Genomic DNA, 23,221 nt, shown 5'->3' with positions numbered 1-23,221 from the left:
GGGAACTCGGACGTGACCACCGCCAGCAGCAAGGTTGCCATCAAGCCGCTTGAGGACCGCATCGTGGTCCAGCCGCTCGACGCCGAGACCACCACGGCCTCCGGCCTGGTTATCCCGGACACCGCCAAGGAGAAGCCCCAGGAGGGCGTCGTCCTGGCCGTCGGCCCGGGCCGCTTCGAGGATGGCCAGCGCCTGCCGCTCGACGTCGCCGTCGGCGACGTCGTCCTGTACTCGAAGTACGGCGGCACCGAGGTGAAGTACAAGGGCGAGGAGTACCTCGTCCTCTCGGCTCGCGACGTCCTCGCCATCGTCGAGAAGTAAGCAGTCCGGCGGACCTGACGGTCCGTCCTTTGGTCCCGCCCCGGATCCGTGTCTCCCTGCCAGGCAACTGCCGCAGGGGCCCAAGACAGGGGCCCGGGGCGTGGCTGTTGGTCCACCTGACGTGACGTCACGTAACGCAGACATCCCGAGGAAACGGAATCATGGCGAAGATCCTGCAGTTCGACGAGGACGCCCGCCGCTCGCTCGAGCGCGGTGTGAACAAGCTGGCCGACACCGTCAAGGTGACCATCGGCCCCAAGGGTCGCAACGTCGTCATCGACAAGAAGTTCGGCGCCCCGACCATCACCAACGACGGTGTCACCATCGCCCGTGAGGTCGAGCTCGACGACCCGTACGAGAACCTTGGCGCGCAGCTCGTCAAGGAGGTCGCCACCAAGACCAACGACGTCGCGGGCGACGGCACCACCACCGCCACCGTGCTGGCCCAGGCCCTGGTCAACGAGGGTCTGCGCAACGTCGCCGCCGGTGCCGGCCCGGCCGCCCTGAAGAAGGGCATCGACAAGGCCGTCGCCGCCGTCACCGAGCACCTGCTCTCGGTCGCCCGCGAGATCGAGGGCAAGGACGACATCGCCGCCGTCGCGTCCCTCTCCGCGCAGGACCCGCAGGTCGGCGAGCTGATCGCCGAGGCGATCGACAAGGTCGGCAAGGACGGCGTGATCACCGTCGAGGAGTCGAACACCTTCGGCGTGGAGCTCGACTTCACCGAGGGCATGCAGTTCGACAAGGGCTACCTGTCGCCCTACTTCGTCACCGACCAGGAGCGCCAGGAGGCGGTCCTGGAGGACCCGTACATCCTGATCAACCAGGGCAAGATCTCCTCCATCCAGGAGCTGCTCCCGCTGCTGGAGAAGATCCTGCAGGGCGGTGCCTCCAAGCCGCTGCTGATCATCGCCGAGGACGTGGACGGCGAGGCGCTCTCCACCCTCGTGGTGAACAAGATCCGTGGCACCTTCAACGCGGTGGCCGTCAAGGCCCCGGGCTTCGGTGACCGCCGCAAGGCCATCCTGGGCGACCTGGCCACCCTGACCGGTGCCACCGTCATCGCCGAGGAGGTCGGCCTCAAGCTCGACCAGGCCGGCCTGGAGGTGCTGGGCTCCGCCCGCCGCGTGACCATCACCAAGGACGAGACCACGGTCGTCGACGGTGCCGGTGACAGCGAGGCCGTGGCCGGCCGCGTCGCCCAGATCAAGGCCGAGATCGCGGGCACCGACTCGGACTGGGACCGCGAGAAGCTGCAGGAGCGCCTGGCCAAGCTGGCCGGCGGCGTCTGCGTGATCAAGGTCGGCGCCGCCACCGAGGTGGAGCTCAAGGAGCGCAAGCACCGCCTGGAGGACGCCATCTCGGCGACCCGCGCCGCGGTCGAGGAGGGCATCGTCGCCGGCGGTGGCACCTCCCTGGTGCACGCGCAGAAGGTGCTGGACGGCGGCCTGGGCCTGTCGGGCGACGAGGCCACCGGTGTCGCCGTGGTCCGCAAGGCGCTCGCCGAGCCGCTGCGCTGGATCGCCCAGAACGCCGGCCTGGAGGGCTACGTCATCACCTCCAAGGTCGCCGAGCTGGACGGCAACCAGGGCTTCAACGCCGCCACCGGCGAGTACGGCGACCTGGTGAAGGCCGGCGTCATCGACCCGGTCAAGGTCACCCGCTCCGCCCTGGAGAACGCCGCCTCGATCGCCTCGCTGCTGCTCACCACCGAGACCCTCGTGGTGGAGAAGCCGGCCGAGGAGGAGGCCGGCGCCGGTCACTCGCACGGTGGCCACGGCCACTCGCACTGACCCGAGCCGGTAACGCGCGCTGAGCGCGCCACCTCGCTGCCGAGGCCCGGTCACCCCCGCTCGACGGGGGTGACCGGGCCTCACGCGTTCGGGTGACCGGGGCGCGCGGCGTACGGTTGGCGCATGATCGAGGCTCGTCATCTCCGTGTCCTGCGCGCGGTCGCCCGCACCGGCTCCTTCTCCGCCGCGTCGCGCGAGCTGGGGTGCACCCAGCCGGCGGTCAGCCAGCAGATGAAGGCGCTGGAGAAGGCGGTCGGGCTGCCACTGGTGGCCCGGTCCGGGCGCGGGGTGCGGCTGAGCGAGGCCGGCGAGGTGCTGCTCAAGCACGCCGCGGGGATCCTGGCCGGGCTGTCCGCCGCCGAGCAGGAGGTGGCCGCCATCGCCGGCCTGCGGGCCGGTCGGGTGCGGCTGGTCTCGTTCCCGACGGCGAGTTCCACCCTGGTGCCGCCCGCCGTCGCCCGACTGCGCGACGCCCATCCGGGGGTGCGCGTGTCGCTGGTGGAGGCCGAGCCGCCGGAGTCGCTGGCGATGCTGCGCGGCGGCGAGTGCGAGATCGCGCTGGCCTTCCGCTACCCGGACCAGGCCGCGGGCCCGCTGGGGGCGGAGCCGGCCGCCGGGGCACCCGGCGCCCCCTCGCACAGCACCTCCCGGGCCGACCGGGCCGCCGCGGTGCTGGCGGCGGCCGAGACGGCCGCCGCGGGGGACTGGTCCGACCTGGTGGCCCGCCCGCTGCTGGCGGATCCGCTGGTCGGCCTGCTGCCGGTGGACCACCGGCTGGCCGGTCGCGGTGCGGAGCACCCCGTCGAGCTGGCCGAGCTGGCCGGGGAGCAGTGGATCGCGGGCTGCCCGCAGTGCCGCGGGCATCTGGTGGAGCTCTGCGCGGGGGCCGGCTTCGCGCCCCGGATCGACTTCGCGACCGACGACTACCCGGCGGTGGTGGGCCTGGTGGCCGCGGGGCTGGGGGTCGCGGTGCTGCCGAGCCTGGCGCTGGCGGCGGTGCGGCACGACGCGGTGGCCGCGGTCCCGGTGCACGCGGCCTTCGGCGGGCCCGCGGTGCGCGAGGTGGTGGCGCTCACCCTGCCCGACCTGGCCGAGGTGCCGGCCGTCGCGCTCATGCTCGACCGGCTCGCCATGGTGGCGGCCGGTCGCTGAAGGGATGCCGAGGGCCGGGCCGGCGGGTGCGGACCTCCGAAGGCCGGGGCCGGGTGAGCAGAACGGTGAAAGAAGAAACGTTTCCTCCGGTCGGAGGCCGGTGATCGGCCGTTACTGGGGGGCGGCCATGGGCACCTCGACCAGCCGGTTGCGCGCGCGTCCCTGGAGTTCCTCGCGTTCGTCCTCGGTCAGGCCGCCCCAGACGCCGTAGGGCTCCCGGACGGCCAGCGCGTGTGCCGCGCACTCGGTCCGGACGGGGCAGCGCATGCAGACCTCCTTGGCGCTCTGCTCGCGCGAACTGCGCGCCGCTCCGCGTTCGCCCTCGGGGTGGAAGAAGAGCGAACTGTCCACGCCGCGGCAGGCGGCGGAGAGCTGCCAGTCCCACAGATCCGCGTTCGGACCGGGGAGTCGGGAGAAATCGGCCATGGCTCGTTCCCTTCGAGTCGTCCGACAGCCGTTCGGCGAGGCTTCGAGGCGCCGGGATGGACACCTGGAAATATGACTTACGGCAAGCTGTGGGACAAGTCACCCACAGAGCTACACAACAGTCAATGATCGTACAAAAGCCATAAAAACGGACGAAGGGCGCCGAAAAGCGGTCGCGTCCACTGTGGCAATCGGGTGGACCGGTGTGTCGGCGCCGCCCGGCCCGGGCTGCCGCCAGGCCGTACTCCGGCGTGCGCGGCGCGCGCCGGCTGTGGGTGCCGAGCACAAAAGAGCGGCGTTTGCCCCGCGATGCGGCTGATCCGTAATGGGTTGGCCACGTACAGTGGTGGAGATGGCCCTGAAGGCCGTAACTCATTCGAGTGACGGTCGTTGGAAGTGCGGAGAGTGTTCGTACCAGCCAGGAGGCTCAACGTGACGCGGATCAGCGGAGGACGGTCATGACTTCCGTTCTCGTTTGCGACGATTCACCGCTTGCCCGGGAGGCGCTGCGCCGCGCGGTGGCGACCGTGCCGGGTGTCGACCGGGTGACAACGGCGACGAACGGTGAGGAGGTCCTCCGCCGCTGGGTGGCCGACCGCTCCGACCTCGTCCTGATGGATGTCCGGATGCCCGGACTGGGCGGGGTGGAGACCGTGCGGCGGTTGCTGTCCGCGGACCCGGGGGCCCGGATCATCATGCTCACGGTCGCCGAGGACCTCGACGGCGTCGCGCTCGCGGTGGCCGCCGGGGCGCGCGGCTACCTGCACAAGGACGCCTCGCGGGCCGAGCTGCGGGCCACCGTGACCCAGGCGCTGGCCGATCCGACCTGGCGGCTGGCGCCGCGCCGGCTGCGCAGCCCGGACATGGGGGCGGCCCCCACCCTGACGGCGCGTGAGATCCAGGTGCTCGAGGGCATGAGTCACGGGCGCAGCAACGCCGAGATCGGCCGTGAGCTCTTCCTCTCCGAGGACACCGTGAAGACGCACGCCCGGCGCCTGTTCAAGAAGCTCGGCGCCTCGGACCGCGCCCACGCGGTGGCGCTCGGCTTCCGCTGGGGCCTGGTCCGCTGAAGGTCCACCGGCCCCTGCCGCGCCCCTTCCTCCCCTGGACGGAGGGAGGGGCGCGGCCGCTTTTCCTCGGGCGCGGCATAGGACCTTCGGCCCGTCAGGCTGCACCATGGAGGGGTGGAGCACGGCGACGGTGGGAGCGGGGGTGGCTCGGTGGCGGATAACGTTCCGGTGCACAAGTCCGGACGCGGTGCGAGGTTTTCCGATGTGACCAGGCACCATGGACCGATGCGCGACGACGAGGCCACCGACTCCGGCGAGGAAGCACCGGCCGCTGCCGTCCCCGGCAACTCCGGGGCCCGCGGCCGCAGGTCGTCGCCGAACACCGGCACATCGCCGCTGGTGGCCGAGCTGGTCTCGGCCGCGGTCCGCGGCGAAGGACCGGCCACCGACGCCTTGTTGGCATACGTCCATCCGCTGGTGCTGCGGTACTGCCGCGGCCGGCTGGTGCGGCTGCCCGGCGGCGCCCGGCACCACGTGGACGACGTGGCGCAGGAGGTCTGCGTCGCGGTGCTCTGCGCGCTGCCGCGCTACCGCGACGAGGGGCGCCCCTTCGAGGCCTTCGTCTACAGCATCGCCGCGCACAAGATCGCCGACCTGCAGCGGGCCGCGATGCGCGGACCCGGCTCGACGGTGATCCCGCCGGACGACCTGCCCGAGGTGCCGGACGAGGCGCTGGGCCCCGAGGAGCGGGCGCTGCTCAGCAGCGACGCGGCCTGGATGCGCGAGCTGCTCTCCAACCTGCCGGCCCGTCAGCGTGAGCTGGTGCTGTTGCGGATCGCGGCCGGGCTCTCGGCGGAGGAGACCGGCGAGATGCTGGGGATGTCGCCCGGCGCGGTCCGGGTCGCCCAGCACCGGGCGCTCAGCCGGCTGCGGGCGCTCGCGGAGGAGTCCGCCTAGGGCGCCGCGGTGGCCTGCGGGGTTGTGGAATGGCTCACCATGGCCAGCTGTTGTCAAGGGGGCGCGACGCCGACATTCGCCGCACCAGTACCATGGGGTATCGGCGCCTGGACAGGTTGCCAAAGATCCGCGCGGGCGGGCGCTCCTTTCTTGGATGTTCCTCCAAGCGGTTGCTTCTGGTGTCCTGGCCAGTGCCGGTGAGCGCGCGGGTGTGAGGAGGCCGTCACCACGGCCCAGCCACCCGGCAGAGCGACCCCTGCGCCCCCGACCCTCCGTAGGGCGCATCCGATCGACCGGCCGGCCACGGGAAGGTAGCCCCCACCATGTCTCTTAACGCCGCAGGCGTACCCGAGAAGTTCGCGATGCTCGGGCTCACGTACGACGACGTCCTGCTGCTGCCCGGGGAATCCGCCGTGCTGCCGAACCAGGTGGACACCGCGTCCCGGGTCTCGCGCAACGTCCGGGTGAACATCCCGCTGCTCTCCGCCGCGATGGACAAGGTCACCGAGTCCCGGATGGCGATCGCGATGGCCCGCCAGGGCGGCGTCGGCGTGCTGCACCGCAACCTGTCGATCGAGGACCAGGCCAACCAGGTCGACCTGGTCAAGCGCTCCGAGTCCGGCATGGTCACCGACCCGATCACGGTGGGCCCCGAGACCACGCTGGCCGAGGCCGACGCGCTCTGTGCCAAGTTCCGGATCAGCGGCGTGCCGATCGCCGAGCCGGACGGCAAGCTGCTGGGTATCGTCACCAACCGTGACATGGCCTTCGAGTCGGACCGCAGCCGCCAGGTCCGCGAGATCATGACCCCGATGCCGCTGATCACCGGCAAGGTCGGGATCTCCGGCGAGGACGCGATCGGCCTGCTGCGCCGCCACAAGATCGAGAAGCTCCCGCTGGTCGACGACGAGGGCCGGATCAAGGGCCTGATCACGGTCAAGGACTTCGTCAAGGCCGAGAAGTACCCGAACGCCGCCAAGGACGCCGAGGGCCGGCTGCTGGTCGGCGCGGCCGTCGGCGCCAGCGCCGAGGCCTTCGACCGGGCCCAGGCCCTGGTCGAGGCGGGCGTGGACTTCCTGGTGGTGGACACCTCGCACGGCCACAGCCGCAACGCGCTGGACTGGATCGCCAAGATCAAGTCGGCCGTCGCCGTCGACGTGGTCGGCGGCAACGTGGCCACCCGGGACGGCGCCCAGGCGCTGATCGACGCGGGCGTGGACGGCGTCAAGGTAGGCGTCGGCCCCGGCTCGATCTGCACCACCCGCGTGGTGGCCGGCATCGGCGTGCCGCAGGTGACCGCGATCTACGAGGCCGCGCTGGCGTGCCAGGCGGCCGGCGTGCCGGTGATCGGCGACGGCGGCCTGCAGTACTCCGGCGACATCGGCAAGGCGCTGGCCGCCGGCGCCGACACGGTGATGCTCGGCTCGCTGCTGGCCGGCTGCGAGGAGTCGCCGGGCGAGCTGCTCTTCATCAACGGCAAGCAGTTCAAGTCCTACCGCGGCATGGGCTCGCTGGGCGCCATGCAGTCTCGCGGCCAGGCGAAGTCCTTCTCCAAGGACCGCTACTTCCAGGGTGAGGTCACCTCCGACGAGAAGCTGATCGCCGAGGGCATCGAGGGCCAGGTGCCCTACCGGGGCCCGCTGTCGGCCGTGCTCTACCAGCTGGTCGGCGGTCTGCGGCAGACCATGGGCTACGTGGGTGCCGCCACCGTCGCCGAGATGGAGAGCAAGGGCCGGTTCGTCCGGATCACCTCGGCGGGGCTCAAGGAGAGCCACCCGCACGACATCCAGATGACCGTCGAGGCGCCGAACTACACCAGCCGCTGACCGTGGCGAAGGCCCGCCACCCGGCCCGGGTGGCGGGCCTTTGTGCGTGCTGGGCCGGGCGTCCGGGATACTGGGGGACGATCGTGAGCAGCAAGCAGCAGAGAGGCTCGAAGTGACTGAGATCGAGATCGGGCGAGGCAAGCGCGGCCGGCGGGCGTACTCCTTCGACGACATCGCCGTCGTCCCCAGCCGCCGGACCCGGGACCCGAAGGAGGTCTCGATCGCCTGGCAGATCGACGCCTACCGCTTCGAGCTGCCCTTCCTGGCGGCCCCGATGGACAGCGTGGTCTCGCCCGCGCAGGCCATCGCGATCGGCCGGCTGGGCGGCCTCGGGGTGCTGAACCTCGAAGGCCTGTGGACCCGCTACGAGGACCCGCAGCCGCTGCTGGACGAGATCGCCGCCATCGGCGACGAGGCCGCCGCCACCCGGCGCCTGCAGGAGATCTACGCCGCGCCGATCCAGGCCGAGCTGATCGGCAAGCGGATCCGCGAGGTGCGCGAGTCCGGCGTGGTGACCGCCGCCGCGCTCTCGCCGCAGCGCACCGCCGAGTTCTCCAAGGCGGTCGTGGACGCGGGCGTGGACGTCTTCGTGATCCGCGGCACCACGGTCTCCGCCGAGCACGTCTCGGGCGCGGCCGAGCCGCTGAACCTCAAGCAGTTCATCTACGAGCTGGACGTCCCGGTGATCGTGGGCGGCTGTGCCACCTACACCGCCGCGCTGCACCTGATGCGCACCGGCGCGGCCGGCGTGCTGGTCGGCTTCGGCGGCGGTGCCGCGCACACCACCCGCAACGTGCTGGGCATCCAGGTCCCGATGGCCACCGCCGTCGCGGACGTGGCCGCCGCGCGCCGCGACTACATGGACGAGTCCGGTGGCCGCTACGTGCACGTGATCGCGGACGGCGGCGTCGGCTACAGCGGCGACATCGCCAAGGCCGTGGCCTGCGGTGCGGACGCGGTGATGATCGGTGCCGCGCTGGCCCGCGCCACCGACGCGCCGGGCAAGGGCTTCCACTGGGGCATGGAGGCGGTGCACGAGGAGCTGCCGCGCGGCAAGCGGGTGGACCTGGGCACCGTCGGCAGCACCGAGGAGATCCTCACCGGTCCCTCGCACACCCCCGACGGCACCATGAACCTGTTCGGCGCGCTGCGCCGGGCGATGGCCACCACCGGGTACTCGGAGCTCAAGGAGTTCCAGCGGGTCGAGGTGACGGTCAGCCACCGCTGACGGCAGGTCGACGGCGGGGCCGGGCGGTTCGCCCGGCCCCGCCGTCGCGTTCCCGCCCGGTCAGCGCCGGCCGAACCGCCGGGTGAGCAGGTGGCCCTCGACGGCGGCGACGCCGTAGACGAGCAGGTCCTCGGCGTCCAGCAGGCTGCGCCAGCCGGACAGGGTGTCGCCGAGGTCCGAGCCGAACACGTCGGCCGGGCCCAGCCCGTACTGCTGGTGGAGCACCAGGTAGATGAAGAAGAGCTGGCCGAGGAGGACCCCGAGCAGCGGGAGCAGCGCCCCCAGCAGCGGCAGCGCCGGGTGCCGGCCGCCGAAGCGGCCCAGGGCGAGGGCGATCACCAGGGCGAGCGCGAGGGCGAACCAGCTCCGCTGCCCGTCGGCCGCCTTCATGACGAAGCCGTAGGCCAGCGCGCCCGCGACCGTGGCGGTGAGCCCGGCCGCGGCGCCGGCGCCGAGTCGGCCAGGCCCGGGCGGCTCGGCGAGCCGTGCGTATCCGTAGGGCGCCGACCGGTCGAAGGCGGGTGGCTGTGCGGCGAACGGGTGCGGCTGGTGAGGCTGGTGGGACGGCTGGGGCAGCGGTGGCTCGGGTGCGGTCATGGAGCTTCCCCAGGAGTGGAGCGGATACGACGGGGGCGAACGCTAGCAGCGGCTTCACGTCGGGTGACACCTGATTCCAGTCAGCCGCTGACCATTCCAGGGGTCGAGTGAACAGTAGTCAGGGGCACAGGGGATGATGGAGGCTTGGCCGTCACACCGGTGCGCGCAGCGACCCGACGGTCCGTCACCTGACCGGCAGCAGCACATGGGGGAACGCCCGAATGACCCAGCCGCAGGGCACTTCCGGACGCGTCCTGGCCGATCGCTATCGGCTCGACTCGGTCCTCGGCAGCGGCGGCATGGGGACCGTCTGGCGCGCCGAGGACGAAATGCTGGGCCGGATAGTCGCGGTGAAGGAACTGCGGATGCACGGCGGCGTCGACGACGACGAACGCCACCGCCTGATCGTCCGGACGCTGCGGGAGGCCAAGGCCACCGCGCGGATCCGGCACACCGCCGCCGTCACCGTCTTCGACGTGGTCGAGGAGGACGACCGGCCCTGGATCGTGATGGAGCTGGTCGACGGCCGCTCGCTCGCGGAGGTCGTCAAGGAGGACGGTCCGGTGACGCCGGCCCGTGCCGCCGAGATCGCGCTCGAACTGCTCGGCGTGCTCGGGGCCGCGCACAGCCAGGGCATCCTGCACCGTGACGTCAAGCCGTCCAACGTGCTGATCGGCGAGGACGGCCGGGTGGTGCTGACCGACTTCGGCATCGCCAGTGTGGAGGGCGACAGCTCGGTCACCTCCACCGGCATGCTGGTCGGCGCGCCCTCGTACATCTCGCCGGAGCGGGCCCGCGGGCAGAAGCCCGGTCCGCCGGCCGACCTGTGGTCGCTGGGCGGCACGCTGTACGCGATGCTGGAGGGCAAGCCGCCCTACGACCGGGGATCCGCGCTGGCCACGCTCACCGCGGTGATGACCGAGGAGCTGCCGCCGCCGGCCAACGCCGGGCCGCTGCGCCCGGTGATCGAGGGCCTGCTGGACAAGGACCCCGAGAAGCGGCTGGACGCGTCGACCACCCGCTCGATGCTCAAGCGGATCGTGGCGGAGTCGACCACGCGGGCCGAGTCGACCACGCAGTCGGCGGTGCCGGCCGCGGAGCTGACCAAGCTCGACCTCGCCGCGCCGCAGGCGCCGGCGGCCGGCAAGGGCAGGGCCGGGAAGAAGGACGCCGCCAAGAAGGCCGAGGCAGCACCGGAGGTCGGATCGGCCGACGCTGCGGGCAAGCCGGCCGTGCCGACGCAGCGCAAGCCGGGCCTGCGGCCCGGGCTGAGCACCGTGCGGGTGGGCAGCCGGGTGCCGGCGGGGGAGAGCGCCGCCGCCGTCCCCGCTCCGCTCCCGCAGCCGCCGGCCGGGGAGGACGCGGAGGCGCCCAAGGCCGCCGGGGCCGGGGACGGCGGCTGGTCGCGCAGCGGCACGCTGGGCGTGGCCGCGCGCTGGTCGCGGCGACGGCAGCTGCTGGTCGCCGTGGTGCTGGTGCTGCTGCTGATAGCCGGCGGCGTCTGGCTGGCGGTGGGGTCGGGCGGGTCGACGGAGAAGAAGGGTGCGGCTGCCGCCCCGGCGGCCGGCACCGGCGGATCCGGCACCGGCACGGCCTCCACCGTGTCGCACACCTCCAGTGGCGCCGGTGCGGGCACCCCCTCGGGCGCGGCCCCGGCCGGCAGCACCCCCGCCACCGGTGCCGCCGCCGCGCCGGCGGCCTCCCCGGACACCCCGGCCGGCCCACCCGCCGCCGCCACCGCGCCGACCCCCTCGGCCGCCGCGAGCAGCGCCTCGCCGAGCGGCTCTCCCAGCGGCTCCCCGAGCAGTTCACCCAGCGGCTCTCCCAGCGGTTCGCCGAGCCCCGCCGTGCCGGCCGGCTTCTACCTCTACACGGACCCCTCCGGCTTCTCCGTCCAGCTGCCCAACGGCCTCAACCACGATACGGGCGCCTCGCAGACGGACCGGCAGGTGTTCGACGGCAACGGCCTGCGCCTGCAGATCGAGTGGACCGACCAGCCGGGCGCCAGCGCCGTGGGCGCCTGGCAGTCGGAGGAGAAGGAGGTGGCGCCCACCCTCAGCAACTACCAGCAGCTCCAGCTGACGGCGATCACCTACCGCGGCTGGACCAACGCCGCCGACTGGGAGTGGACCTTCGGTTCCGGCACCAAGCAGCACTCGTTGAACCGCGGCTTCGTCACCGGCCGTCATGGTTATGCGCTCTACTGGACCGCGAACGACAGCGACTGGAACAGCCCCGCGAACAGTCAGGCCCGGGAGACCGCGTTCCAGACCTTCGCGCCCGCGCCATAACGAGAGAGGGGGCGGCCCATGCGAGCCGGCCCTGGTCAGACGGTCGCCGCCCGGTACCAGGTGACCGACCGCGCGCCGCAGGACGGGACGGCCGGTCCACGCCGGTTCGCGACCGATCTGCGCAGCGGCGCTCCGGTGCTGCTGGAGGCGTTGGAGCTGCCCGAGGTGCTGGTGCCCGAGCTCGCCGGCAGCGCGGACTTCGAGGCCAGTCGCTGGCTGGATCCCGCCGAGGTGCTGGCCGCGGTGCGCGCCGTCCTCGACCGGACGCCCGAGCACGCGCGGTTGCGGCAGGTCTTCGAGGTGCTCGCGGAGGACGGCCTGGTCTGGGTGGTGGGTGAGCAGCCGGTGGCGGTCGGGCTGCCCGAGCTGCTGGAGGACGGGCCGCTGGAGCCCTACCGGGCCGCCGAGCTGGCCGCCGATCTGGTGAGCGCGCTGGGCGCGGTGCACCGGGCGGGGCTGGCGCACGGCCAGGTGGTGGCCGACCAGGTGGTGGTCTGCCCGGACGGCGCGGCGCTGCTCGGCGGCCAGGCCGGCGCGGCGGCCGAGGAGGCGCTGGCCCGCGCTCTGGCCGGCACGGACGACCGGCGCTGGGCGCAGGCACGCACCGGGCTGGTCGGCACCCGGGCCGAGCGCTGGCCGCCCGAACTGCTGGGGCAGGGCGCCGCCGCGGGGCCGGAGGCGGACCTGTGGGCGCTGGGGGTGCTGCTGCAGCGGGTGCTGACCGGGCAGGGGCCGTTCCCCGAGACGACCGCCACCGCGCTCTTCGCGGCGGTGCGCTCCGGGCAGCGGTCGGGCAGCGGGGAGTGCGGTCCGCTCGCTCCGCTGGTGGACCGGCTGCTGGCCACCGATCCGGCCGAGCGGCCCAGCGCCGAGGAGACCGGGCGCTGGCTGGCCGAGCTGCTGGCGCACGCGCCCGAGCCGCTGCGGGCCGCGGAGCCCGCGCAGGTGCTGCCCGTGCCGCGCCCGGCCCGGCCGCTGGTGCCGCGTTCGCGCCGTGGGCGGGCGGCGGCGCCGGTGGCACCCGAGCACGCCCGGCACGCCCACGCCGCGGCGCGGCGGCCCTCGCGGCTGCTGCCGGTGGTGCTGGTGGGCGGGGTGTTGGCGGCGATGGTGCTGGGGATCGCGGCCGTCGTGGTCTTCGCCGGATGAGCACGAACCGGCGGGACACCGCACATCACAGCCCGGTCACGTGGCCGGGTCGCGATGACCGCCGTGGGAATGGACGCCTAGGCTGGGACCGGAACAATGTCCGAGCGGTGACGTCCGAGCCGTGACTCAGAAGAGTGGTTCACCGAATGATGAGGGGGGAGCGGTCGCCGTGAGTGGACAGGAGCAGGCGGGGGCTGCCACCGACTCCGAGCGGGCCGAGCCGATCGCCGCCGCCGCGACACGCCGGATGCTGGCCGGGCGCTACGAACTGGGGGCGCGGCTCGGCCGCGGTGGCATGGGCACGGTCTGGCGCGCCCGGGACCTGATGCTGGACCGCGAGGTGGCGGTCAAGGAGCTGACCGTCGACCACCTCCCGGAGGAGGATCTGGCGATCCTCCAGTCCCGGATGAAGCAGGAGGCCAGAGCCGCGGCCCGGATCAAGCACGCCGGTGTGATCACCATCCACGACGTGCTGGAGCAGGACGGCCGGCCGTGGATCGTGATGGAGCTGATCGACGGCCGCTCGCTGGCCGACGTGGTCTCCCAGGACGGCCCGCTCTCGCCGCGCGAGGCGGCCGAGGTCGGCACCCAGGTGCTGGCCGCGCTGCACCGGGGCCACCAGCTCGGGGTGCTGCACCGGGACGTCAAGCCCGCCAACGTGCTGCTGGAGCACGGGACCGGCCGGGTGGTACTGCTCGACTTCGGGATCGCCAAGTTCGAGGGCTCCTCCGAGCTGACCCGCCCCGGCGACCTGGTCGGCTCGCCCGACTACCTGGCGCCCGAGCGGGCGCAGGGCGAGCGCCCCGGTCCGGCCTCGGACCTGTGGGGCCTGGGCGCCACGCTGTACACCGCGGTGGAGGGCCAGTCGCCGTTCCGCCGCCACGACCCGCTGAGCACGCTGGCCGCCGTGGTCTCCGAACCGCTGCCCGAGCCGCGCAACGCGGGTGCCCTCGGGCCGGTGTTGGCCGCGCTGATGGCCAAGGACGCCGCCGAGCGCCCGAGCGCGGACGAGGCGCTGCAGATGCTGCGCGAGGTGAAGGCCGGCCACACGGTGGGGATCAGCATGCGCCCGCCGCTGCAGCGGGTGCCCACCCAGGCGGTGCCCGTGGTGGACCGCCGGCCGGCCGAGGAGGAGTCCGCGACTCCCTGGGTGGCGAGCGGGCAGCCGCCGGTGGCCCAGGCGGGCCCGCCGGTGCGGCCCGTTCCCTACGAACCGACGGCCACCGATCTGCCGGCGCAGTCCCGGGCGACCTCGCCGCAGCCGCTGATGGCGCAGCCGCCGACGCTCCGGCCGCCGGTACCGGTGGCCCCGGCTCCGGCCGCGCCGCGTCGGCGCCGCGGCCTGCGCACGGCGCTGGCCGGACTGGTCGCCGCCGTGGTCAGCGGTGCGGTGGCCTTCGGCGTGGTCCACCTGGAGCACAGCGGCGGCACGCCGACGGCCGACCCGTCCGCGTCGATGAGCCCCACGCCCAGCGCCTCGCCGGGCGGCCCGGCCACCAGCGCCCCCACCGGTGCCGCCGGGCCCTCCGGGCCCGCGCCGGCCGGCTACGCGTGGACGACCGATCCGAGCGGCTTCCGCTTCCCGCTGCCCAGCGACGGCCCCACCTGGCAGCGCAGCATGGACGACAAGAACCAGATCTACTACAGCCCCGACAACAAGCGGCACTTCCTCCAGTTCGCGGTCACGGTCGGTGATCCGGTCCGGCCCTACGACAACATGCTGAGCATGGAGGGGCAGCTGAAGGGGAACTCCACGAACTACCGCCGGCTGAGCCTGGAGCAGATCAACGTGCACGGTCACGAGGCGGCTCGGCTGGAGTGGAGCTACACCCAGATCCAGGGGCCGAACCCGGGCAAGCGCACGGTGGTCGACGAGGAGTACCGGGACTCGGACGGGACCAGCTACGCGATCCTCTCGTCCGGGCCCGACAGCGACTGGACGGCGACGCAGCAGCGGCTGACCGCGGTCCTCAACGGCTTCGCACCCGTCGCCCAGTCCGGCGGCGCGGCCGTCCAGGCACCCGCGACGCCGGACGACACGGAGCCGACCGGCTGACCGCACCCGGGCCGGACCCTTGCCGTGCCCGGACTCCGGGGCCGAATCTTGTTACCGCCGGGTACCGGACCCGCCGTCGAGAGCCTAGGCTGCGCCCATGACGGACATCACGGCAGAAAGCCGCAGCACCGGCCGCAACCCCGTGGCCCCGGGCGCCGGTCGTACGGTCGCCTCGGCGGTCCCGCAGTCCCTGGTCCGAAGGCTCGCCCGGGGCGTCACCGCCACCGGCGGCGCCGAACCCGCGGTGACCCGGACGCCACTGACCGGCGAGGTGCTGGCCGAGCTGCCGCAGTCGACCACCGAGGACGTCAAGGTCGCCTTCGAGCTGGCCCGCCGGGCCCAGCAGGCGTGGGCCGCGCTGCCGGTGCGGCGGCGGGCGGCGGTGCTGCTGTGCTTCCACGACCTGCTGCTCAAGCGGCAGGACGAGGTACTGGACCTGATCCAGGCGGAGACCGGCAAGGCCCGGCTGCACGCGTTCGAGGAGGTGCTGGGCGCCGCGCTGGCCGCCCGCCACTACGGGCGCGCCGCGGCGGGCTACCTCAGGGACCGCCGTCGGGGCGGCGCGATCCCCGTCCTCACCAAGGCGGTGGAGGCCCGCCGGCCCAAGGGCGTGATCGGCCAGATCTCCCCGTGGAACTACCCGCTGGAGCTGTCGGTCAGCGACGCACTGCCGGCCTTCGTCGCGGGCAACGCGGTGGTCAACAAGCCCGACACACAGACCGCGCTGACCGCGCTGTGGGCCCGCGAGCTGCTGATCGAGGCCGGGCTGCCGGCCGACCTGTGGCAGATCGTGGTGGGCGAGGGGCCGGTGGTCGGCCCGGCCGTGGTCGAGCACGCGGACTACGTCTCGTTCACCGGTTCCACCGCCACCGGGCGCGAGGTGGCCCGGCGGGCGGCCGGCCGGCTGGTCGGCGCCTCGCTCGAACTCGGCGGCAAGAACGCCATGCTGGTGCTCGCCGACGCCGACCTGGAGAAGGCGGCCGAGGGGGCGGTGCGGGCCTGCTTCTCCTCCGCGGGGCAGCTGTGCATCTCGATCGAGCGGCTCTTCGTGCACCGCTCGGTGGCCGACGCCTTCCTCGCCAGGTTCGCCGAGCGGACCCGGGCGCTGCGGCTGGGCGGCGGTCTGGCCTACGGCGCGGACATGGGGTCGCTGGTCTCCGAGCGGCAGTTGGAGACGGTCACCCGGCACGTGGAGGAGGCCGTCAAGGCGGGCGCCACGGTGCTGGCCGGCGGCCAGGCCCGCCCGGAGCTGGGCCCGCTCTTCTACGAGCCCACCATCCTGGACGGGGTCACCCCCGAGATGGCGGTCTGCACCCAGGAGACCTTCGGCCCGGTGGTCTCCATCTACCGGTTCGACACCGAGGAGGAGGCCGTCGAGCGGGCCAACGCCACGCCGTACGGGCTCAATTCGAGCGTCTGGACGAAGGACACCCGGCGCGGCCGGGCGGTCGCGGCCCGGCTGCGCACCGGCACCGTCAACGTCAACGAGGCCTACGCGGCGGCCTACGGCTCGGTGGCCTCGCCGATGGGCGGCATGGGCGAGTCGGGGCTCGGCCGCCGGCACGGCGCGGAGGGCATCCTGCGCTACACCGAGGGCCAGACCATCGCCACCCAGCGGCTGCTGCCGATCGCACCGTCGCTGGGGCTGACCGACGAGAAGTTCGCCGCGGTGTTCACCACCAGCCTGCGGGCGTTGAAGGCGCTGGGGCTCAAGTGACCGACAGGGAGCAGGCGGTGGAGGAGTACGACTACGACGTGATCGTGGTCGGCTCGGGGTTCGGCGGCTCGGTCAGTGCGCTGCGGCTGACCGAGAAGGGCTACCGGGTCGCCGTGCTGGAGGCCGGGCGGCGCTTCGGGCGCGACGAACTGCCCAGGAACTCCTGGGACGTGAAGAACTACCTGTGGGCGCCGGGCCTGGGTCTGTACGGCATCCAGCGGATCCACCTGCTGGCCAACGTGCTGGTGCTCGGCGGCGCGGGGGTGGGCGGCGGCTCGCTCAACTACGCCAACACGCTCTACGTGCCGCCGAAGGCCTTCTTCGAGGACCGGCAGTGGCGGCACATCACCGACTGGGCCGAGGAGCTGGCCCCCTTCTACGACCAGGCGCAGCGGATGCTCGGGGTGCGCGCCAACCCCACCACCACGCCCTCGGACGTGCACCTGAAGGCGGCGGCCGAGCGGATGGGGGTGGGTGACACCTTCCACTTCGCGCCGGTGGGCGTCTTCTTCGGGGACGGCCGGGACGCCGACGGGAGCGCCAAGGCGGTACCGGGCGGCGAGGTCGAGGACCCGTACTTCGGCGGTGCCGGGCCGAGCCGCAAGGCCTGCGTGGAGTGCGGCGAGTGCATGACCGGCTGCCGGCACGGCGCCAAGAACACGCTCACCGAGAACTACCTCTTCCTGGCCGAGGCGGGCGGCGCCGAGATCCACCCGCTCACCACGGTGGCCCGCATCCGCGAGCTCGACGGCGGCTTCGCGGTGGACGTCAAGCGCACCAACGCCCGGGGCGCTGCCGCCGAGCGGGCCGGGGCCAGGACGCTGACCGCGGCCAAGGTGGTGGTGGCGGCCGGTACCTACGGCACCCAGACGCTGCTGCACACCATGCGCGACCAGGGCCGGTTGCCCCGGATCCCGGCCGCGCTCGGCAAACTGACCCGTACCAACTCCGAGGCGCTGGTGGGCGCACAGACCACGCCCGGGCGCTACGGCGGACCGGTGGACTTCACCAAGGGGGTGGCGATCACCTCCTCGATCCACCCGGACGCGAACACCCACATCGAGCCGGTGCGCTACGGCAGGGGCTCCAACGCGATGGGCTTCCTGTCGATCATGCAGGTGCCGGGCGGCGGCCGTGGCCCGCGCTGGCTGCGGGCCGGTGCCACCGCGGTCAAGCACCCCACGGTCTTCGCCCGCTCGCTGAGCAACTACCGCTGGTCGGAGCGGACCATCATCGGCCTGGTGATGCAGTCGCTGGACAACTCGATCACCGTCTCGCTCAAGCAGAAGGGCCTGGGGAAGGGCAAGCTGACCTCCCGGCAGGGCCACGGCGAGCCGAACCCGAACTGGATCCCGGCCGCCGAGCAGGGCGCCCGGGCGCTGGCCGCCGAGATCAACGGCTTCGCGGGCAGCACCGTCGGCGAGATCTTCGACATCCCGATGACCGCGCACTTCATCGGCGGCTGCCCGATCGGGGACAGCCCCGAGCACGGCGTGGTCGACCCCTACCAGCGGCTCTACGGCTACCCGGGGATCAGCGTGGTGGACGGCTCCACCATCTCCGCCAACCTCGGCGTCAACCCCTCGCTGTCGATCACCGCGCAGGCCGAGCGGGCGATGTCGATGTGGCCCAACAAGGGCGAGCCGGACCCGCGGCCGGCCCAGGGCGAGGCCTACCGCCGGGTGCCCGCGGTCGCGCCGGTGCGGCCCGCGGTGCCCGCCGGGGCCTTCGGCGAGCTGCGGCTGCCGCTGCTCGCGGTGCCCGAGGTGCCGAAGAAGAAGCAGCAGTCCTAGTGCGTCCGGTGGGTCGCCGAGGACCGTTACACACCCGCGCGGTGGGTGTTACACGGCCGGCGGCCCACCGTGCGGTGGGCTTCCTAGCGTGGGCACCACACCGCCTGGGCCACCCGGGCCGAGGCGGCGGAACCTCGGAGGACCACCCATGTCACGTGCCCGTTCCCCGCGTCGCTCCGCGCGTCTGACGCTGGTCGGCTTCGGCGTCGCGGCCGTCCTGGCCGGCTCCACGACGGCTGCCTTCGCGGACGGCGCCCCGGCCGCCACGCCCACGCCGGCGGCGAGCGCCCCGGCCAAGGGCGTCGCCCCTTCGGCCTCGCCGAGCGCCCCGGGCGGGGCGGCCGTCATGCCGACGCCCACGGCCGGCTCGGCGGTCAAGGTCACCGCTCCTACGGCCTCGGCGAGCGCCCCGGGCGGGGCGGCCGTCATGGCGACGCCCTTGGCCGGCGCGCCGGCCAAGGGCGTCGCCCCCTCCGCCGCGCCCAGCGCGCCGGCCACCGCCGGCTCGGGGGCGCAGGTCAAGGCCGTGCCCAAGGGCGGCGCGCAGACCGGTGAGGGCTCGACCGGCACCTCCTCCACCGCGCTGGCGGGCGGCTCGGTGCTGGGCGTCGGCGGCCTGGCGGCCATCGGCTACGCGGTCCGCCGTCGCCGTGCGGGCTCGGCGGCTTGAGCGCCGCCGCCACGGTCGGCGCCCGCGCAGGTGGGCGCCGTTCGCGGCGGGCGGCACCCTCGCCCTGGCCCTCGGCGGATTTCTGCTCGGGCACACCACGCAGCAGCCGCCACCCGTGCGGATCGACACGGTCGCGGCAGCGCCCATGAACGGCCAGGACACCTCGCCGGGGACCGTGCCCAGCGGCGCACCGCCCGGCGGCGCCCCGTCCGGCGACGCGAAGCCGGCCGCGCCGCCGACCCGGCTGGTGATCCCGAGCATCGGGGTGGACGCCGCGGTGAGTCCCGGCGGTCTGAACTCCGACGGCACGGTGGAGGTCCCGCCGCTCGACCAGCCCTCCCAGGTCGACTGGTACGACCAAGGGCCGGCCCCCGGCGCGTTGGGCCCCGCGGTGCTGCTCGGCCACCTGGACACCAAGGCCGGCCCCGCGGTCTTCGCCAAGCTGCCGAAGCTCATGCCGGGCGACCGGATCGAGATCCACCGCGCCGACGGCAGCACGGTGACCTTCCAGGTCCGCAAGCGGGAGCAGCCGCACAAGGACCAGTTCCCTACCGACGAGGTCTACGGGAACACCGACACACCGCAGTTGCGGGTGATCACCTGCGGCGGATCGCTGCAGAGCAACGGGCATTACTCCGATAACATCATCGTCTTCGCGGATCTGGTCTCCTCCTAGGACCGGTGTCCGACCGCCTGACGATGCAACCTGCCGGGTGCTCACGGACGTGTCAGCCGCTGACCGGGGCCGGCGACCGAGACCTCCGGGAGCCCCCGTCCGTCCTGTCGAAAGGCGCTGTTCCGCGTGAGTTCCTGGCTCAGTCGCACGGCCGCCCGGTGCGGCGCGGTGCCCGCCGTGCTGGCCCTGGCCGCGCTGGCCGCCCTGGCGGGCTGCGCCGACACCGGGCAGCTGCACGACGCCGGTGCGACCCGTCCGCTCTCGGCGCCCACCAGCCCGCCCACCCCGGTGGCGCTGTGGGCGGCGGTGGGCGCCGCGCCCACCCCCTCCGCCTCGGCCACGCAGCCGGTGGGGGCGCTCACCCCGGTCCCGGGCATCACCGTGTCCGGCGCCGACCTGCGCTCGGTGGACGTCCACCAGCTGCTGCGGCAGGACCCGCAGCTGAAGGACGCGGAGCGGACGGCGCTGGCCGGCTGCACCGGCTGCCAGGTGCTCGATCCGCGCTACGCCGACCTGGTGGGCGACGGCGGGGCCGAGCTGATCACCGCGGTGCTCACCGCCGACCAGCACGCCTACCTGCACGTCTACCAGCTGCGGGACCACCAGGTGCTGGCGGTGCCGGAGATCTCGGTGCTGCCCGGCTTCACCGCGCAGACGGTCGGCCGGGACCTGGTGGTGAACGAGCCGACCAGCGCGGCCACCGAGACCAGCAGCACCTACCGCTGGGACGGCGGCCAACTGGTCCGGGTGGAGACCAAGTTCACCGGGCCCGACACGGTGGCCACGCCCGACTGCCAGCCGGGCGTGGTCACCCCGCCCTACCCGACCGGCAAGTCCTCGCGCCCGCAGCCCTCAGCCGTGCCCTCCGCGGCGCCCGCCGCCACGCCGTCGGGGGGCTCCGCCTACCTGCCGCCCACGGCGCCGCCCGGTGCCAAGGCCTCGGCGTCACCGAAGTCGGGCGCCGGGCCGGTCATGAGCGCGGCACCGTCGAACCCGGGCCCGGCGAACACGGCACCCCCGAACACGGGCCCGGCGAACACGGCACCGGTGAATCCGGCACCGTCGAACACGGCACTGTCGAAGCCGACTTCGGAGCGCACCTCATGACCACTCCCGGCACGGCCACCCCCGGTACGCCGCGGATCCTGCTGGTCGAGGACGACGAGGTGATCCGCGAGGCGACCCGGATGGCGCTGGAGCGCTACGGGTTCCCGGTGGACACCGCCGCCGACGGCCTGGAGGGCCTGGAGCGGTTCCGCGCCGGGCGCCCGGACCTGATGCTGCTCGACGTGATGCTGCCGCTGCTGGACGGCGTGGGCCTGTGCCGCCGGATCCGCGAGGAGAGCCAGCTGCCGATCCTGATGATGTCGGCCCGCACCGACCCGATCGACGTGATCTCGGGCCTGGAGGCGGGGGCCGACGACTACCTGGTCAAGCCGTTCGAGACAGCGGTGCTGGTGGCGCGGATCCGTACCGTGCTGCGGCGCACCGGGCTGCCCCCGGCGAGCCCGGCGCCGGCCGCGCCGCCCGCCGTTCCGCCCGTTCCGTCCGTGCCCCCCGTCCCGCCGTACCCGCCCGTCGCGGTGGCCCCCGCCGCCCCCGTGGCCCCGCCCGCCGCGGCCGAGCCGCCGGCCCCCGCACGCACCGTGCGGTCGATCGACGGCCTGGAGGTGGACACCGACGCCATGGAGGTGCGGGCCGAGGGCCGCCCGGTGCTGCTCACCCCCACCGAGCTCCGGCTGCTGCTGGAGTTCACCGCCGCGCCCGGCATCCTGCTGGAGCGGCACACCCTGCTGGAGCGGGTCTGGGACTACGCCTGGGGCGCCGACACCCGGGTGGTGGACGTGCACGTGCAGCGCCTGCGGGCCAAGATCGGCGCGGGCCGGATCGAGACCGTGCGCGGCTTCGGCTACAAGCTGCGCACCCGGCGCGGGACCGGCGGCGCCGAGTGAACCTGCGCCGCCAGATCGCGGTCACCGTCGCGCTGGTCTCCTGCCTGGTGGCGCTCACCGTCAGCCTGCTGGTCCACCAGGCCTCCGTCCAGCAGCACACCGACCAGGCGCGCAGCGCGGCCGAGAACGCGCTGGACGCGGCGCTGGACGGCTACAGCCGGACCGGGGCGCTGGCCTGGAACGCCAAGCTCGACGACCCCGAACTGCCGCCGCGGCTCCGCCAGCTGGCCGCCGAGGGACACCACGGCTCGATGCTCGTGCACGGCCCCGCCGGGACCCGGATGTGGGCCGCGGCCGGCAGCAACGGCCGGATCTTCTCGCTCTGGATCGACTTCGACCAGGACGAGAAGGCCATCAGCGACCTGGACCGCAGCATCATGATCTCGGCCGCCCTGTCGGTGGTGGTGACCGTGCTCGCCGGGGTCCTGGTGGCCCACCGGATCAGCCGCCGGCTGCGCACCGCGGCCCGCACCGCGCGCACCATCGCCCAGGGCGACCTGGCCGCCCGGATCGGACCACTGGGCCGCTCGCGCGACGAGGTCGCCGAACTCGCCGCCGCCGTCGACTCCATGTCGGCGGTGCTGAGCAGCAAGCTGGAGAACGAGCAGCGGTTCACCGCCGACGTCGCGCACGAGCTGCGCACCCCGCTGACCGGCCTGCTCACGGCGGCCGAGCTGCTGCCGCCGGGCCGCCCCACCGAGCTGGTGCAGGACCGGGTACGGGTGCTCTGCGCGCTCACCGAGGACCTGCTGGAGGTGTCCCGGCTGGACGCGGGGGCCGAGCTGCCCGAGCTGTCCCCGGTCACCCTCGGGCCGCTGCTGAGGCGGATCCTGGCGGTGGCCGGCCCCGCGGTGGAGCTGCGGATCGAGGCGGACGCCGAGGTGACCACCGACCCGCGCCGGCTCGACCGGGTGGTGGCCAACCTGGTGACCAACGCGCAGCGGCACGGCGCGTCCCCGGTCCAGGTGGTGGTGGCCGGCGCCACCGTCACCGTTCGCGACCACGGTCCCGGGTTTCCGGCCGACGTCCTGGAATTCGGGCCGCAGCGCTTCCGCACCGGCGCCAAGGAGCGCGGTCGCGGGCACGGCCTGGGCCTGACCATCGCGCAGGGCCACGCGGCGGCGATCGGGGTCGGGCTGCGACTGGCCAACCATCCGGGCGGCGGCGCGCTGGCCGAGCTGACGTTCCCTCAATAGACCTGCGCAGCAGGCGAATCGATCGCTCCGCGGCCGTCCGCCCGCAGGCCGGGCAAGGCAAAGGGCCCCGCGGGGGAACGGGGCCCTTTGTCGCTCAGCACGCGGCGTCAGGGCTGCGCCGGTGCTGGGGTGACGGCGCCGGGGGATGAGCGCCGTCTATTCGGTTGGCTTCGAGTCGTGCCCCGGCGAACCGGGTGTGGATGCGGGCCGGGCGCCGGGAGGTGCCCCGCGCGCCGACCGACCGCTTCGCCCTCACGGAGCGTGAGGCGATACCCACTGTTACTGCCGATGGGCAGTCGTGGGAAGCACGTGCCGGTGGCCCGAGTCGGCCACCGGAGAACCCCCTCCCCAGCATCGTGGTGGACACAGGCCATGCTCTGCAACCGATTCGGCCGACTTCGGCCCAGTCCA

Annotated in this window: 19 protein-coding genes; 17 read left to right on the top strand and 2 right to left on the bottom strand. The window is 73.8% G+C overall.

Going from position 1 to position 23,221, the window contains the following annotated elements; all coding sequences use genetic code 11:
* Positions 1-12 precede the first annotated feature (12 nt).
* From groES to OG294_RS16970, 3 genes are all read left to right on the top strand, one after another.
* The gene (gene groES / locus OG294_RS16980; RefSeq protein ID WP_327067352.1) at positions 13-321 is read left to right on the top strand and encodes a co-chaperone GroES; all 309 of its coding nucleotides are present in this window, start codon (positions 13-15) and stop codon (positions 319-321) included.
* Between the two features lie 161 nt (positions 322-482).
* Positions 483-2,114, top strand: a complete 1,632-nt coding sequence (gene groL / locus OG294_RS16975) for a chaperonin GroEL (protein ID WP_327067351.1) — start codon at positions 483-485, stop codon at positions 2,112-2,114.
* A gap of 123 nt (positions 2,115-2,237) precedes the next feature.
* Positions 2,238-3,266, top strand: coding sequence for a LysR substrate-binding domain-containing protein (locus tag OG294_RS16970; protein WP_327067350.1), 1,029 nt, complete (start codon positions 2,238-2,240; stop codon positions 3,264-3,266).
* Positions 3,267-3,377: 111 nt separating this feature from the next.
* Here the strand turns inward: OG294_RS16970 and OG294_RS16965 are convergent, their stop codons facing one another.
* Complete coding sequence (locus OG294_RS16965) at positions 3,378-3,692, bottom strand: WhiB family transcriptional regulator (RefSeq protein WP_327067349.1); 315 nt, start codon at positions 3,690-3,692, stop codon at positions 3,378-3,380.
* Positions 3,693-4,150: 458 nt separating this feature from the next.
* Here OG294_RS16965 and OG294_RS16960 point away from each other — a divergent pair, with 458 nt between their 5' ends.
* The 4 genes from OG294_RS16960 (at position 4,151) to OG294_RS16945 (ending at position 8,713) form a co-directional block, all read left to right on the top strand.
* Complete coding sequence (locus OG294_RS16960) at positions 4,151-4,762, top strand: response regulator transcription factor (protein WP_014136228.1); 612 nt, start codon at positions 4,151-4,153, stop codon at positions 4,760-4,762.
* 225 nt (positions 4,763-4,987) lie between these two features.
* On the top strand, positions 4,988-5,659 hold the full coding sequence (gene shbA, locus OG294_RS16955; RefSeq protein WP_327067348.1) for an RNA polymerase sigma factor ShbA: 672 nt from the start codon (positions 4,988-4,990) through the stop codon (positions 5,657-5,659).
* 323 nt (positions 5,660-5,982) lie between these two features.
* Positions 5,983-7,485 carry an IMP dehydrogenase gene (gene guaB, locus OG294_RS16950; protein WP_327067347.1) on the top strand — a complete coding sequence of 501 codons (1,503 nt, stop codon included), beginning with the start codon at positions 5,983-5,985 and terminating at the stop codon, positions 7,483-7,485.
* A 112-nt stretch (positions 7,486-7,597) separates the two neighbouring features.
* On the top strand, positions 7,598-8,713 hold the full coding sequence (locus OG294_RS16945) for a GuaB3 family IMP dehydrogenase-related protein (protein WP_327067346.1): 1,116 nt from the start codon (positions 7,598-7,600) through the stop codon (positions 8,711-8,713).
* Positions 8,714-8,773: 60 nt separating this feature from the next.
* Here the strand turns inward: OG294_RS16945 and OG294_RS16940 are convergent, their stop codons facing one another.
* Positions 8,774-9,310 carry a hypothetical protein gene (locus OG294_RS16940; RefSeq protein ID WP_327067345.1) on the bottom strand — a complete coding sequence of 179 codons (537 nt, stop codon included), beginning with the start codon at positions 9,308-9,310 and terminating at the stop codon, positions 8,774-8,776.
* Between the two features lie 221 nt (positions 9,311-9,531).
* Here OG294_RS16940 and OG294_RS16935 point away from each other — a divergent pair, with 221 nt between their 5' ends.
* The 10 genes from OG294_RS16935 to OG294_RS16890 all read left to right on the top strand — a co-directional run bounded on the left by OG294_RS16935 (position 9,532) and on the right by OG294_RS16890 (position 22,810).
* Positions 9,532-11,601, top strand: coding sequence for a serine/threonine-protein kinase (locus OG294_RS16935; RefSeq protein ID WP_327067344.1), 2,070 nt, complete (start codon positions 9,532-9,534; stop codon positions 11,599-11,601).
* An 18-nt stretch (positions 11,602-11,619) separates the two neighbouring features.
* Positions 11,620-12,750, top strand: a complete 1,131-nt coding sequence (locus OG294_RS16930; protein ID WP_327067343.1) for a protein kinase — start codon at positions 11,620-11,622, stop codon at positions 12,748-12,750.
* Positions 12,751-12,919: 169 nt separating this feature from the next.
* Positions 12,920-14,806 (top strand): serine/threonine-protein kinase, encoded by a 1,887-nt coding sequence (locus OG294_RS16925; protein ID WP_327067342.1) that lies wholly within the window; start codon positions 12,920-12,922, stop codon positions 14,804-14,806.
* A 97-nt stretch (positions 14,807-14,903) separates the two neighbouring features.
* Positions 14,904-16,523 (top strand): succinic semialdehyde dehydrogenase, encoded by a 1,620-nt coding sequence (locus OG294_RS16920; protein WP_327067341.1) that lies wholly within the window; start codon positions 14,904-14,906, stop codon positions 16,521-16,523.
* The gene (locus OG294_RS16915; RefSeq protein WP_327067340.1) at positions 16,520-18,316 is read left to right on the top strand and encodes a GMC family oxidoreductase; all 1,797 of its coding nucleotides are present in this window, start codon (positions 16,520-16,522) and stop codon (positions 18,314-18,316) included. Before OG294_RS16920 ends, OG294_RS16915 begins: the two co-directional genes overlap by 4 nt.
* Positions 18,317-18,464: 148 nt before the next feature.
* Entirely contained in the window at positions 18,465-18,986 is a 522-nt protein-coding gene (locus tag OG294_RS16910) for a sortase-dependent protein (RefSeq protein ID WP_327067339.1), read from the top strand.
* Positions 18,967-19,662, top strand: a complete 696-nt coding sequence (locus OG294_RS16905; protein WP_327067338.1) for a class F sortase — start codon at positions 18,967-18,969, stop codon at positions 19,660-19,662. Before OG294_RS16910 ends, OG294_RS16905 begins: the two co-directional genes overlap by 20 nt.
* Before the next feature lie 126 nt (positions 19,663-19,788).
* Entirely contained in the window at positions 19,789-20,769 is a 981-nt protein-coding gene (locus OG294_RS16900) for a hypothetical protein (protein WP_327067337.1), read from the top strand.
* Positions 20,766-21,614, top strand: a complete 849-nt coding sequence (locus tag OG294_RS16895) for a response regulator transcription factor (RefSeq protein WP_327067336.1) — start codon at positions 20,766-20,768, stop codon at positions 21,612-21,614. Before OG294_RS16900 ends, OG294_RS16895 begins: the two co-directional genes overlap by 4 nt.
* Positions 21,611-22,810, top strand: coding sequence for a HAMP domain-containing sensor histidine kinase (locus OG294_RS16890; RefSeq protein ID WP_327067335.1), 1,200 nt, complete (start codon positions 21,611-21,613; stop codon positions 22,808-22,810). Before OG294_RS16895 ends, OG294_RS16890 begins: the two co-directional genes overlap by 4 nt.
* Positions 22,811-23,221: the final 411 nt, after the last annotated feature.

Origin of the sequence: Kitasatospora sp. NBC_01302 (assembly GCF_035976515.1) — a bacterium.
Lineage (GTDB): Bacteria > Actinomycetota > Actinomycetes > Streptomycetales > Streptomycetaceae > Kitasatospora.
The sequence above is the reverse complement of the archived record's forward strand: the minus strand, read 5'-3'. Positions and strand labels throughout refer to the sequence as shown.